Origin of the sequence: Aliiroseovarius marinus (assembly GCF_004360145.1) — a bacterium.
GTDB classification, from domain to species: Bacteria; Pseudomonadota; Alphaproteobacteria; order Rhodobacterales; family Rhodobacteraceae; genus Aliiroseovarius; species Aliiroseovarius marinus.
In genome coordinates, this window is record NZ_ML178712.1 from 224,401 (window position 1) to 237,504 (window position 13,104).

At 58.1% G+C, this 13,104-nt stretch carries 14 protein-coding genes; 3 read left to right on the forward strand and 11 right to left on the reverse strand.

The genetic code is table 11. The features are described 5' to 3' along the window. Positions 1-101 precede the first annotated feature (101 nt). The 10 genes from EOL43_RS01205 to EOL43_RS01250 all read right to left on the reverse strand — a co-directional run bounded on the left by EOL43_RS01205 (position 102) and on the right by EOL43_RS01250 (position 7,368). Positions 102-398: a 50S ribosomal protein L23 gene (locus EOL43_RS01205; RefSeq protein WP_133484960.1), complete on the reverse strand. Its 297-nt coding sequence runs from the start codon at positions 396-398 to the stop codon at positions 102-104. Then, complete coding sequence (gene rplD, locus EOL43_RS01210; protein ID WP_133484961.1) at positions 395-1,012, reverse strand: 50S ribosomal protein L4; 618 nt, start codon at positions 1,010-1,012, stop codon at positions 395-397. Before rplD ends, EOL43_RS01205 begins: the two co-directional genes overlap by 4 nt. Continuing rightward, positions 1,009-1,734: a 50S ribosomal protein L3 gene (rplC, locus tag EOL43_RS01215; RefSeq protein WP_133484962.1), complete on the reverse strand. Its 726-nt coding sequence runs from the start codon at positions 1,732-1,734 to the stop codon at positions 1,009-1,011. Before rplC ends, rplD begins: the two co-directional genes overlap by 4 nt. Before the next feature lie 14 nt (positions 1,735-1,748). Further along, the gene (gene rpsJ, locus EOL43_RS01220; RefSeq protein WP_085868478.1) at positions 1,749-2,057 is read right to left on the reverse strand and encodes a 30S ribosomal protein S10; all 309 of its coding nucleotides are present in this window, start codon (positions 2,055-2,057) and stop codon (positions 1,749-1,751) included. A 309-nt stretch (positions 2,058-2,366) separates the two neighbouring features. After that, the gene (locus EOL43_RS01225; RefSeq protein ID WP_108857567.1) at positions 2,367-2,573 is read right to left on the reverse strand and encodes a cold-shock protein; all 207 of its coding nucleotides are present in this window, start codon (positions 2,571-2,573) and stop codon (positions 2,367-2,369) included. Between the two features lie 327 nt (positions 2,574-2,900). Then, positions 2,901-3,407 (reverse strand): hypothetical protein, encoded by a 507-nt coding sequence (locus EOL43_RS01230; RefSeq protein WP_133484963.1) that lies wholly within the window; start codon positions 3,405-3,407, stop codon positions 2,901-2,903. A gap of 615 nt (positions 3,408-4,022) precedes the next feature. Then, positions 4,023-4,733, reverse strand: coding sequence for a protein-methionine-sulfoxide reductase heme-binding subunit MsrQ (msrQ, locus tag EOL43_RS01235; RefSeq protein WP_420867489.1), 711 nt, complete (start codon positions 4,731-4,733; stop codon positions 4,023-4,025). Beyond that, on the reverse strand, positions 4,661-4,870 hold the full coding sequence (locus tag EOL43_RS15475; protein WP_133484965.1) for a GDCCVxC domain-containing (seleno)protein: 210 nt from the start codon (positions 4,868-4,870) through the stop codon (positions 4,661-4,663). Before EOL43_RS15475 ends, msrQ begins: the two co-directional genes overlap by 73 nt. Beyond that, positions 4,870-5,778, reverse strand: coding sequence for a protein-methionine-sulfoxide reductase catalytic subunit MsrP (gene msrP, locus EOL43_RS01245; RefSeq protein ID WP_133484966.1), 909 nt, complete (start codon positions 5,776-5,778; stop codon positions 4,870-4,872). Before msrP ends, EOL43_RS15475 begins: the two co-directional genes overlap by 1 nt. 99 nt (positions 5,779-5,877) lie before the next feature. Beyond that, on the reverse strand, positions 5,878-7,368 hold the full coding sequence (locus EOL43_RS01250; protein WP_133484967.1) for an FMN-binding glutamate synthase family protein: 1,491 nt from the start codon (positions 7,366-7,368) through the stop codon (positions 5,878-5,880). A gap of 357 nt (positions 7,369-7,725) precedes the next feature. Here EOL43_RS01250 and EOL43_RS01255 point away from each other — a divergent pair, with 357 nt between their 5' ends. Together EOL43_RS01255 and EOL43_RS01260 are read left to right on the forward strand one after the other, a co-directional pair. Then, positions 7,726-7,959, forward strand: coding sequence for an EF-hand domain-containing protein (locus EOL43_RS01255; RefSeq protein ID WP_133484968.1), 234 nt, complete (start codon positions 7,726-7,728; stop codon positions 7,957-7,959). A 330-nt stretch (positions 7,960-8,289) separates the two neighbouring features. Further along, the gene (locus tag EOL43_RS01260; protein WP_133484969.1) at positions 8,290-9,378 is read left to right on the forward strand and encodes a hypothetical protein; all 1,089 of its coding nucleotides are present in this window, start codon (positions 8,290-8,292) and stop codon (positions 9,376-9,378) included. A gap of 179 nt (positions 9,379-9,557) precedes the next feature. Here EOL43_RS01260 and clpB read toward each other — a convergent pair whose 3' ends face one another. Continuing rightward, on the reverse strand, positions 9,558-12,173 hold the full coding sequence (clpB, locus tag EOL43_RS01265) for an ATP-dependent chaperone ClpB (RefSeq protein WP_133484970.1): 2,616 nt from the start codon (positions 12,171-12,173) through the stop codon (positions 9,558-9,560). Positions 12,174-12,351: 178 nt separating this feature from the next. Here clpB and pyrF point away from each other — a divergent pair, with 178 nt between their 5' ends. After that, positions 12,352-13,047: an orotidine-5'-phosphate decarboxylase gene (gene pyrF, locus EOL43_RS01270; RefSeq protein WP_133484971.1), complete on the forward strand. Its 696-nt coding sequence runs from the start codon at positions 12,352-12,354 to the stop codon at positions 13,045-13,047. The last annotated feature ends 57 nt before the right edge of the window (positions 13,048-13,104 follow it).

Consider the following 13,104-nt stretch of genomic DNA (forward strand, 5'->3'; position numbering starts at 1 on the left):
TCTACCTTAGTGTGTACAGTTACCCAATACCGACATAAGGGGAAAAACAAAAAAGCCCCCACCTTGCGGCAGGGGCTTTCTTTATCGGGTCAAGCCGACGATCAGAGACCGGTGGTCACGTCGATCGTGTTGCCCTCTTCCAGGGTCACATAGGCTTTTTTGACGTCTTTACGCTTACCGATCTGACCGCGGAAGCGCTTGACTTTACCCTTGGTGATGGTCGTGTTGACGGCTTTCACCTTCACGCCAAACAGGGTTTCAACAGCTTCTTTGATCTGCGGCTTGTTCGAGTCGATAGCGACTTCGAAAACCACGGCGCCGTTCTCCGAAGCCATGGTGGCTTTTTCGGTGATGATCGGCTTGCGGATCACGTCGTAGAGTGCAGCTTTATCGGTCATTTCAGGCGAGCCTCCAGAGCTTCGACACCTGCTTTGGTGATCACCAGGGTGTCACGCTTCAGGATGTCATACACGTTGGCGCCCATGGTCGGCAGGATGTCCAGGCCTTCGATGTTCTTTGCAGCGCGTGCAAAGTTCTCGTTTACCTCGGCTCCGTCGATAACCAGAGCACGTTTCCAGCCCAGGTCTTTGACCTGTTTGGCCAGGGCGGCGGTTTTACCTTCGGCAGCAGCGTCCTCGATCACAACCAGTTCACCAGCTTTCGCTTTGGCGGACAGGGCGTGCTTCAGACCCAGCTTGCGGAATTTTTTGGTCAGGTCGTGGCCGTGCGAACGCGGGGTCGGACCTTTGTAGATACCACCTTTACGGAAGATCGGTGCGTTACGGTCACCGTGACGTGCGCCGCCGGTGCCCTTCTGGCGATAGATCTTCTTGGTCGAGTAGGAAGTTTCCGAACGCGTCTTTACCTTGTGGGTACCAGCCTGCGCGTTGTTGCGCTGCCAGCGGACCACGCGGTGCAGAATGTCTGCGCGCGGCTCAAGGCCGAACAGGGCCTCGTCCAGATCAACCGAACCGGCTTTGCCGCCGTCAAGTTTGATTACATCAAGTTTCATGCTTCACCACCTTCCGCAGGGGCTTCTTCAGCCGGTGCTTCGGTTGCAGCCGATTTCAGAGCAGCCGGGAACGGTACGTTCTCGGGCAGCTTCTTTTTCACGGCGTCCTTAACGGTGACCCAGCCACCTTTCGAGCCGGGGACAGCGCCCTTGATGAACACCAGGCCACGATCGGCGTCGGTCTTCACGACTTCCAGGTTTTGAGTGGTCACACGAACCGAACCCATGTGGCCGGCCATTTTCTTGCCTTTGAACACCTTGCCGGGGTCCTGACACTGACCAGTCGAACCGTGCGAACGGTGGCTGATCGAAACACCGTGCGTGGCGCGCAGACCGCCGAAGTTGTGACGCTTCATGGCACCGGCAAAGCCTTTACCAATCGAAGTACCAGCAACGTCGACCTTCTGACCGGCAACATAGTGCTCGGCCGAGATCTCTTCGCCAACGGCAATCAGGTTCTCAGCAGGAACGCGGAACTCGACCAGTTTGCGCTTGGGGGCAACGCCAGCTTTGGCGAAGTAGCCGCGCATCGGCTTCGAGGTGCGTTTGGCTTTTGCTTCACCAGCACCCAGCTGAACGGCGGTGTAACCGTCGGTCTCTTCGGTGCGGTTGGCAACAACCTGCAGGTTTTCCAGTTGAAGAACGGTCACAGGGATCTGCTTGCCGTCTTCCATGAACAAGCGGGTCATGCCCACTTTTTTCGCGATAATACCAGAGCGCATCTGTGATACCCTCCTTAGACCGAGATCTGAACGTCAACGCCAGCAGCCAGGTCGAGCTTCATCAGCGCGTCTACGGTCTGCGGGGTCGGGTCAACGATGTCGAGCAGACGCTTGTGCGTGCGGATCTCGAACTGGTCGCGGGATTTCTTGTCGATGTGAGGACCACGAAGAACCGTGAACTTCTCAATCTTGTTGGGCAGCGGAATGGGACCGCGCACCTGAGCACCCGTGCGTTTGGCGGTGTTGACGATTTCCTGTGTGGAGGCATCCAGCACACGATAGTCAAACGCCTTCAGACGGATACGAATGTTTTGGCTTTGCATAGCATTCGCCCTTTCAGGCTTGGAGTTGATAGGACGATCAGGAGCTCATTCCCCCGACCCTCGTCGAACCCAAGGAAAACGAAAAGCGGGACCGAATCCCGCCACAGCCGCTTTCCCCAGCGAACTCGCGCGTAATAGAGGGGTTTTGGGGGTGTGGCAAGGGGTGAGCGCTGAAAAAGGAAATGTCCAGTGGACATTTGCAGGCGCGAACGGGCGGAGCCCCTTTCAGGCAACGAATACACATTCGCCTTGAAACGCAAAACGCGGCCCTCGGATGAGAGCCGCGCTTCAAAACTGTATTCGAAAAGCTTATGCCAGTTCGATGTTAACAGCCGACTCGCGACCGTCGCGGCCTGCTTCAACGTCGAATGTTACTTTCTGGTCATCAGCCAGACCGGTCAGGCCCGAACGCTCGACAGCCGAGATGTGTACAAACACGTCTTTGCCGCCAGTTTCAGGTGCGATGAAGCCGAAGCCTTTAGTTGAGTTGAACCATTTTACGGTGCCATTGGCCATTTCCGTAGTCTCCTAATAAAAATACCGCCCGCGAAAGTGCAGCGGCCTGGCGTGGTCGGTCTGGATCGAAAGACTGAGCGCCAGGGTAGGAGACAGTTGGTCGAAAAAGAAAAACGTGAGCACTGCCCAGATGGGGGGCTGGAGGGAAAATTGCAATAGGTATCTTTGAAATAGGGCGTTTTGTGCGGAAACTAAAAGATACTGAGCCAACCCGGCTCGTGTCGGTCACAAGACCCCCTACCACCTTTAAAAAGAACAACCCGCCAATTCGGCGGGTTGCAAAACAAGTCTTCAGGCATTGCCCTCGATTCCTCCGATCCCGCAGGATCAGAACGAGCGCATGACACCAATGCGCAGATTAACGCTATTGTAGGTGCTGTGATACCCGGCAGGTTGACCGCCGCTGTTGCGATAGGCGTCATACAGAACTTCGCCAAACAGCTTGGTCGTGTCGTTCAACTGGCGGCTGGCACCAAGGCCAACGGTCAGGCCTTTGACATTGCCGCTATCGACGCTGAATGGAGACACGGCAAAATCGCCAAAGACGGCACCATAGCCCAGCTTGCCATAGACGTCATAGTCGCCCATTTGCTGACCGACGACACCCACCACGCGCACGTTGGCGGACTGCTTACACAAAGCCGGCGCCGGGATGAAACCCGCACATTCGTCGAACTCACCGTTCAGGGTGATCGAGGCGCTGGCTTCGTATCCATAGAAGAAATCACCGTTGTTGATGCGGTTCCCCAAGACAACCGCGAAACCCGGTACAATCTTGTCATGGTTATAACCGCCAAACGACGGAACCTCTGACTTTGCTTTGCCGACGTCCAACGCAAAACCCCAATACCCTTCGGCCTAAGCTGCGCTTGTCGCACATGCCACACCGATGGCAGCTGCGATTACCTTTGATTTAATACCCATAATAAACCCCTCTTTTTTTCTCGCCTGCATATAGTGCAGCCCAATTTCATATACTTTTAGTTTAATAATTCTGCACAGCGGCAGGTTTCAACACAAATCCATGCCGCGCCGGGGTAAGACTCTGATCATGGTGCAGTTTCAACACTCAATTGAGCGATGTCTCCACGCAAAAAGGGCGCTCTAGCGAGCGCCCCTTTCTAATCTTCTTCATCTCTCAGGCTCTCGGCGATTTGCTTCGCAATTCACCTGTCGCCGTAAGAACGCGGTGCGTTCTTACTCGNAGAAATCTGCATTTTTTTCGAAAATCCTGATTTTTCCTTAAAAAACGGTATGTTGCGCAATCTATGGCAAGGAAAATCCCGTTTTTGCGCAATAATGTTTACGTCTAAAATGCAAGTTTTCTACTGCACCGCCAGTTATCCACAGACTCGAATACCCGAACAGACCGATTCAACGAAAATGCCCGGCCGATTCAGATGAATCGCCGGGCATTTTTCCGAGTCACTTTCCAATTTCAGGCAGATTCTAGGCAGGCTTCGCAGATTTCCCCCGATGAATCGCCCGTGACCGCTGTTTTTTCCGCGAGTCGTGTACCCGCCAGCCCAGCAGAGCCAGAATCACGGCCATATAGAGGAGCGATTCAGCCTCCCAGGTCTTGCCCACCATTATATAGTGGATGCCGCCCAGCGCCGCGGTCGGATAGACCAGCTTATGCAGCTTACGCCAGCGCGGACCCAGCTTGCGGACGGACCAATTGTTCGAGGTGATCGCCAAGGGCGTCATCAGGACAAACGCCGCCATGCCGACCGTAATATAGGGACGCTTCAGGATGTCCTTCCAGATCTCGGACAGGATCTGCACATCCAGCACCAGCCAGACCAGAAGATGCGCTGCCACGAAATAGAAGGTCAGCACCCCGATGGCCCGACGGAAACGGATCAGGTTCACACCGGTCAGCGCCCGCAGGGGTGTAACCGCCAGCCCTACGATCAGCGCCTGCAATCCCAGCTCGCCCAGCTCGTGCTCCAGCTCCTTGACCGGGTCGATGCCCATCGCGCCCGTGGCCGCTAGATAGAACAGCCAGACCGGCCAGATCAGGCCAACCGCATAAACCGCCCAGATCGGCAGCTTGCGCAGGCCTTGGTTCAGATGGTCAGCAAGTTTCACGAACAACAGCTTTCTCCGCTTTGGATCGGTGGGCAGGCGACGGTGCCATAGGAACAGAACACGCAGCAATCGCCGGGTTTCGGACGTAGGACTTCGTGGCAACCCTTACATTCGTAAAAGTACATGCAGGCGTCATCGGGCATCTCTTCGCGAGCAGTGTGTCCGCAATGGGGGCAGGTCAGCTCAGAGATGCGCTCGATCTGCATCAGTAGTTCTTCGCCAGGTCCATGCCAGCATACATTCCGGCGACCTCTTTTTCATAGCCGTTGAACATCAGCGTCTCTTTGCGCTTGGCGAACAGACCGCCACCGATGGTGCGTTCGGTGGCCTGCGACCAGCGGGGGTGGCTGACTTCAGGGTTCACATTTGAATAGAAGCCATACTCGCGCGGCTGCAGCATGTTCCACGTGGTTTGCGGCTGCTTGTCCGTCAGGGTAACGCGCACAATCGACTTGATCGACTTGAAGCCATATTTCCACGGCACCACCAGACGCAGCGGCGCGCCGTTCTGTTTCGGCATTGGTTTATCATAAATGCCGGTGGCCATGATGGTCAGCGGGTGCATGGCTTCGTCCAGACGCAGGCCTTCGCGATAGGGCCAGTCGACATTTACAGTGCGGATGCCCGGCATTTCCTCTTTCCGGACCAGCGTCTCGAACGCCACGTATTTCGCGCCTGACTGGACACCAGCCATGTTCAGCAGTTGGTTCAGCTCGAACCCGTACCACGGGATCACCATCGACCACGCTTCAACACAGCGGAAGCGATAGATGCGTTCCTCTTGGCTGACCTTCGCCAGAATATCCTCAAGCCCATAGCTGCCCGGCTTATCGACCATCCCGTCGATCTGCACCGACCACGGGTCGATGGTCAGCTGATGGGCGTGGCGGGCGGGATCGTCCTTGCCGGTGCCAAACTCGTAGAAGTTATTGTAGCTCGAGATCTCCTCGAACGTGTTGGGCGTGGCATCCGTCGAATATTTCGAGGCCGCCAACGCCGGGCCCATGGCCATACCAGCAAACAACCCGGCGGCACCGCCCATCAACTGGCGGCGGTTCATGTAGTCCGCCTTGGGCGTCACGTCCGAGTATTTCAGCACATTCTTATAGGCCATCACGGGCACCTCGTCTTTTGATCTTATTCTGATCTAAGACGGCGGACGCGCAAAGCCAAAGCACAATGGCTCACGTCCGCGCCAGAGGATTGTAACAATTCATTCGGCGGGCATCTGGACCGAGGGATAAATCTCGTTCATCGGGACCGAGCGCCCACTGTCCTGCACCAGCCGCACGTGGCGGCGACGCATCTGGCGGGGTTCGGCCACGCCAACAGAATGCGCGATGGTCTCGACCTCTTTCACGATGCCCTTGGCGTAACGCGCGACCTTCTCGCATTTGTCCTCCGGCACCAGACCTTTCTGGAACCGCGGGTCGTGGGTGGTGATGCCCGTCGGGCAAGTGTTCTTGTTGCACTTCAGCGCCTGAATGCAGCCCAGAGAGAACATGAAGCCCCGCGCCGAGACCACGAAATCCGCACCTGCGCAAATCGCCCAGGCGACGTCGCCGGGGTTCACCAGCTTGCCGGAGGCGATGATCCGGATGCGCTCGTGCAGCCCCCGCGCGTCGCGCAGGTCCACAATTTGCGGCAGAGCTTCACGAATGGGCATACCGACCAGATCCATCAGCGGCATGGGCGCGGCACCGGTGCCCCCTTCCCCACCATCAATGGTGATGAAATCGGGGGCGGCATCGACCCCGCGCGCGACGATCCGGTCAAACAGCTCTTCAAATGGCTCGATCGCACCAATCACGGTTTTGAAGCCGACGGGTTTTCCGGTGACCTCTCTTATATGTGTCAGCATATCCAACAGGTCGTCCCAGTCGTCGATCTCGGGATGGCGGTTCGGGGAAATCGAGGCCTCGCCCACGCGGATCCCCCGGATCTTCGCAATCTCGTCCGAGACCTTCTCGGCCGGCAGGATGCCCCCCTTACCCGGCTTCGCGCCCTGCGCCAGCTTCAGTTCGAACATCTTCACTTCGGGATGGGCCGCAGCCTCGCGCAACTTCTCATCAGACAGGTTCCCGTCATGATCGCGCACGCCGTATTTCGCCGTGCCGATCTGGAACACGATGTCTCCGCCGCCCGTCAGGTGATAGGGCGACAAGCCACCTTCCCCGGTGTTCATCCAGACGCCCGCCTTGGCGGTGCCCATCGACAGCGCCTGAACCGCGGGGCGGGACAGCGCGCCATAGCTCATGCCGGACAGGTTGAAGATCGACTTCGCCTCAAACGGCGTGCGGGCCTGCGGACCGATAATCATCGGCGCGGTCTGGGCAAATTGCGTGTCCAGCGGAGGAAACGCCGCATTCACGAAGATCGGTGTCCCCACCACGCTTAGGTTCCGGGTCGACCCGAAAGCCAGCGTATTCCCCTTTCCCGCCGCCGTATGCTCGACCCAATGGCGCTGTGCGCGGTTGAACGGCAGCTCTTCCCGGTCCATCGCGAAAAAATACTGCCGGAAGAACTCGCCCAGGTTCGAGAACAGCGCCCGGAACCGCCCAATCACCGGATAGTTTCGGCGCACCGCATCATGGGTCTGCAGACGGTCTATTATATAAAGTACCGCGATCACCGCGAGGATGACCCCCACCGCAAAGATCAACACCTGCGCCAAAAGCTCGATTGCCCAGAACATCGACTGCATACCGTTCCCTCCGTTTCAGGCCGAGTGTAGCGCAGATGGTCGGAAGGGAAAGTCACGGGCGCTGACATTTATGTGCGGGGATTCGGGACGGACAGAATCCGCCGAGGGGCACTGTCTGGGTTTTCTGGGCAAAGCCCCGCCGAAATCCGCGCCCCAGATCGGTAAAGCTTCGCCGCCCCCGCCCCGCCCCCCTTGCATGACCCATTCCTCGCCTATGGGTAGACACGAAACTCGCGGCGCTCTGCTGGTTTCGGCCCATTCTGACGATGGATGCTGTGCTGCCCGTTTCGCCGTGGTTCTCTGCCTCTGCGTTCATTCAGACGCACAACGAATTACTCAAAACTCACGGAGCTACACATGAAACTCGCAACTCTGACCAGCGCCATCGTCCTGACCGCCGCCACCGCCGCCTTCGCGGAAGGCTTGGATGCAAACGAGGACGGCATGGTGACGATCGAAGAAACCGTTGCCATGTATCCGGACGTCACCCCCGAGGCGTTCTCGACCGCCGACACCAATGATGACGGCGTGTTGGATGCAGACGAACTGGCCGCCGCGCAAGAGGCCGGCCTGATCCCCAACGAAACCTAATTACCCCACCCCACCACTCACAAAAGAAAGCGCCCGCCGGTGGAAATCGGCGGGCGTGTTTTGTTGGGGGGGGGCGAGTTTGGCGGCGTCAAGGGTATATTTACAGTGAGGCGAGGGTATATCTTGCGTCTATGACTGGTTTGCGGGACGGAGCCGACGTCCATCAGGTAGTCACAAATGTCTGCTTTCCTGATGGACCATCTGCAATCTTTGCAGATGGCAGCAAAATTGACGCGACAAGCAAGGTCAATCTATGAATGTCGTTAGAAAAAGCATCCTTTTGACATGAGAAATTAGCAGGTGCTGAGAGGCCGCCTTAGAAAGGGAAACATGAACCTGTTCCGAAGAATACTCTTTTTGATCGTCCCGCTATTCGTTTGGACAAGTGCGTCGCTGGCCCAGGACATGTTGCCTCTCGAAAGCCTCCAGCCAAAGGTTGAGGAGGCTCGCGCTGCTGTGAAGGCGGTAGCCCAAGAGATCAAAGCTGATCTCGTCGCTCTGATACCATCCGCTCCTGGATGGAAATGTGAGGAAAGCAATAGGTCAGCGACGACTGAAGTTTTCGAACTCATACCGAGCGTGCATGTCCATTGCGAGCATGAAGAGCAGTCGCTTGATGCTCATTTGCTCGTCGATCCGTCGACTTCCACCGTTTTCTGCACGTCGATTACCCATAATCAACAAGGCATCGAAGAGGGTAGGATTAAACCCAATCTTTTCCGATTTTTTGAAGGCGGGGCATGGCAAGTAGAGCGCGCAGGGGTGAGCCTTCAGGGGTGCGCGTCTGAGGTGCTTGCATTCACTGCTCATGGAAGTCGGTCTGAAGCCTCAATTGCAAATGGGCCAGCTTCAATAGATGCATTCGCGCAGGCCCTTTTGTCTTCCGAGCCCGAGGAGGTTGTAGTTCAAGCACGTGAACACGCGGAGGCAATCAACGAGCTGTTGGCGCTTCTTGACGATCAATCGCGAAAATTCGCCAACATGATTGAGACATCGCCGAACGCCGAAATGAAGGTCGTTCGGCCATCCGATGCTTTGCGTATGGGGATGACTCTTCCCTTGGTGCTCGGCTCTAGCCCAAGCGCAAGTACTACCTTCGAAACTGACGGTTGCAGATTGAGCATCGAGATATCTGCATCGCCTGTCGGCCTCCATGAAGCAAAGAACACTGGCCTTCGTTGGGCATCGCCGAGATCAGCAGACGGCACAGTACGCGGCGCATACATCACTCGTAATACAGAGCGTCTGAAGGGCCGTGTAAATCAGAGTGGAACAAGTATCGAAGTTCTTGTAGATGACCTAGTACTTGTAAGAGTTGCGACTCCGGGCAACCGTCTTTGCGCCAGCGATCCGGACATCGTTCGTAGAACGTTCGATGAAATACTTGCAAAAAATCCCTCGACTGTTGTGATGCCCTAGCGCAGACACCTCTGGTGTGACTGAAGTCAGTGTTGAGAACGTGCAGTCAGCAAAGCGGGAGACTGAGCAATTCCATAAAGCCGACATTCGTTCGCGCTGCAGCATCCTGTCACTTTGCACTCGAAGCAGCCCCCCCAAAAAAAGAGCCCGCCGTTAAGCGGGCTCCTTCTATTCTTAGGTCAATGCACGACCGCGTCCTCGGGCGGTTGCCGGTTCGAGCTCGACACCCGATCCCCGACCAACAGCCCGTCGGCCCCGGCGCTAACGGTGATCGTGTCGCCATCCATCACGTCGCCCGCCAGCAGCATCTCGGCCAGTTGGTTCTGCAATGCCCGCTGGATGACGCGCTTCAAGGGGCGTGCGCCAAAGACGGGGTCATAGCCCTCGTCCGCCAGCCACTTCTTCGCCGCCTCATCCAGATCCAGCGCGATATTGCGGCGGCCCAGACGTTTGGTCAGACGGCCGAGTTGGATCTCGACGATGCCGTCCATGTCCTCGCGGGTCAGGCGGTCGAAGATGATCGTCTCGTCCAGACGGTTCAGGAACTCGGGGCGGAAGTGTGCCCGCACCGCATCCATGACATCCCGCTTCGCGTCCGAGGCATCGGCCCCGTCCGGCAGCTGGCTCAGCGCCTGCGCGCCAAGGTTTGACGTCAGGATAATCAGCGTCTGCTTGAAGTCCACGGTGCGCCCTTGCCCGTCGGTCAGGACACCATCGTCCAGAACCTGCAAAAGCACGTTGAACACGTCCGGGTGCGCTTTCTCGACCTCGTCGAACAGCACGACCTGATAGGGCCGGCGCCGTACGGCTTCGGTCAGCACGCCGCCTTCGTCATAGCCGACATAGCCCGGAGGCGCGCCGATCAAACGGGCAACCGCGTGCTTCTCCATGAACTCGGACATATCAATGCGCACCATCGCGCTGTCGTCGTCAAACAGGAAGTCTGCCACGGCTTTGGTCAGCTCGGTCTTACCCACACCCGTCGGCCCGAGGAACAGGAACGAGCCCAGCGGGCGGTTCTCGTCATTCAGACCGGCACGCGCACGGCGCACGGCGTTGGACACAGCGGTCACGGCCGACCCCTGACCAATCACGCGACGGCCAAGTTCCTCTTCCATGCGCAGAAGCTTCTCGCGTTCGCCTTCCAGCATTTTCGAGGTCGGAATGCCCGTCCAGCGTTCGACCACGGATGCGATCTGTTCCGGACGCACGGCTTCCTCGACCATCATCTCGGCCTCGGCGCCTTCGGCCTCTTCCAGCTTTTTTTCCAGACCCGGAATGACGCCGTAGGACAGCTCACCGGCCTTCGCCAGATTGCCCTCGCGCTTGGCGGCGTCGAGTTCCGCGCGGGCGCGGTCCAGCTGTTCCTTCAGCTCGCGCGCACCTTCCAGCTTGTCACGTTCGGACTGCCACTTGGCGGTAAGCGACGCGGACTTCTCACTCAGGTCCGACAGCTCCGCCTCAAGCTTCTCAAGCCGGTCTTTCGACGCCTTGTCATCCTCGACACGCAGCGCTTCTGCCTCGATCTGCATTTGCAGGATCTGGCGGTCCAGAGCGTCCAGTTCTTCCGGCTTCGAGTCCACTTCCATCCGCAGGCGGCTGGCGGCCTCGTCCACAAGGTCGATGGCCTTGTCCGGCAGGAAGCGGTCAGTGATATAGCGGTGCGACAGGGTCGACGCGGCTACCAAAGCGCTGTCTGAAATCCGCACGCCATGGTGCAGCTCGTACTTTTCCTTGATGCCCCGCAGGATCGAGATCGTGTCTTCCACCGTGGGCTCTTCGACCATCACCGGCTGGAAGCGACGGGCAAGTGCGGCGTCTTTTTTGACATATTTGCGGTATTCATCCAGCGTCGTGGCGCCCACACAGTGCAGCTCACCCCGCGCCAGCGCAGGCTTGATCAGGTTGGCCGCGTCCATTGCACCATCCGACTTGCCCGCACCAACAAGCGTATGCATCTCGTCAATGAACAGGATGATTTCTCCAGCCGCAGCCGTCACTTCGTTCAGAACAGCCTTCAGGCGTTCCTCAAACTCACCGCGATATTTCGCACCGGCGATCAAGGCGCCCATGTCCAGCGCCATCAGCTTTTTGTTGCGCAGGCTTTCCGGCACGTCGCCATTGATGATGCGCAGAGCCAAGCCTTCCGCAATCGCGGTTTTACCCACGCCGGGCTCACCGATCAGAACCGGGTTGTTTTTGGTGCGGCGCGACAGAACCTGCATTGCACGGCGAATTTCTTCGTCACGTCCGATGATCGGGTCAATCTTGCCCTCGGCAGCCGCCTCGGTCAGATCGCGCGCGTATTTCGATAGCGCTTCATAGCTGTCCTCGGCGCTGGCGCTGTCGGCCGTACGCCCCTGACGGATTTGATTGATTGCGGCATTCAGTTTCTTGGCATCCACAGCACCGGCATCCAGCGCATCACGCGCACCGGATTTCACCACGGCCAACGCCGTCAGCAACCGCTCAACGGGGACAAAACTGTCGCCCGCCTGTTTGGCCAACTTCTGCGCTTCGTCAATCACGCTGGCCGTTTTGTTATCCATGTAAACCTGAGCACCATCGCCCGTCACCTTGGACAGCTTGCCAACGGCCGCGTCCACAGCTGCGCGCACGCGATCGGGCGCGCCGCCGGCCTTGGTGATCAGGTTGGCGCTCATGCCCTCTTCATCATCCATGAGGGCTTTCAGCAAATGTTCGGGAACCAGTCTCTGGTGGTTTTCGCGCATGGCGATGGTCTGTGCAGCCTGAATGAAGCCGCGCGACCGTTCAGTGAACTTCGACAAATCCATGTCACTCTCCTTTTCAAGCGCCCTTACGTTCAGATGCCCGCCCTTGCAGCACATCTTATTGGGCCTCGGGATTAATTTGGGGTTTTCAGGGGGAGTTTCAAGGCGATCACCCGCGACAGATTTGCGTTTTTCGCCGCATCGGCGTAGGAAATCGCGAACCGGAACGGAGACCCCAGACATGACCGATGATCGTTTAATAGTCGCCCTCGATGTGCCCAACGCGCTGGAAGGGTTGAAACTGGCCGAAACGCTTGGCGATGCGGTGAATTTCTACAAGATCGGGCTGGGGATGCTGACCGGCGGCGGGCTGGCTTTGGCGAACGAGCTGAAGGGCGAGCTTGGCAAAAAGATCTTTCTGGACATGAAGCTTTTCGACATCGGCAACACGGTCGAAGCTGCGGTGCGTGGTCTGGCCCAATTCGATCTGGATTTCCTGACCGTCCACGGCGACCCGCATGTGGTGCGCGCCGCTGCCGAGGGCAAAGGTGGTAAGGACATGAAGATCTTGGCCGTGACCATCCTGACCTCGCTGGATCGTTCGGATCTGGATGCGGGCCTGATCAAGCCGGGCAACGTGCAGGATTTGGTACTGGAACGCGCCGCCCGCGCGATGGAGGCGGGCGCTGACGGCGTCATCGCCTCGCCGCAAGAAGCCGCGCTGATCCGCGCCCTGCCCGAAGCCGAAGGCAAGCTGATCGTCACCCCCGGCGTGCGCCCGGCTGGTGCTGCCTTGGGCGACCAGAAACGCGTGGCCACCCCGGCGCAGGCCATCAAGGACGGGGCCGATCACATCGTGGTGGGCCGCCCGATCCGCAACGCCCCCGACCCCCGCGCCGCAGCCCAAGCGGTGCTGGCGGAACTGGCCGCAATCTAAAAACAAAACACCCCGCTCGGATCAGAGCGGGGTGTTTTCGTTTTAACGATGGGTGCG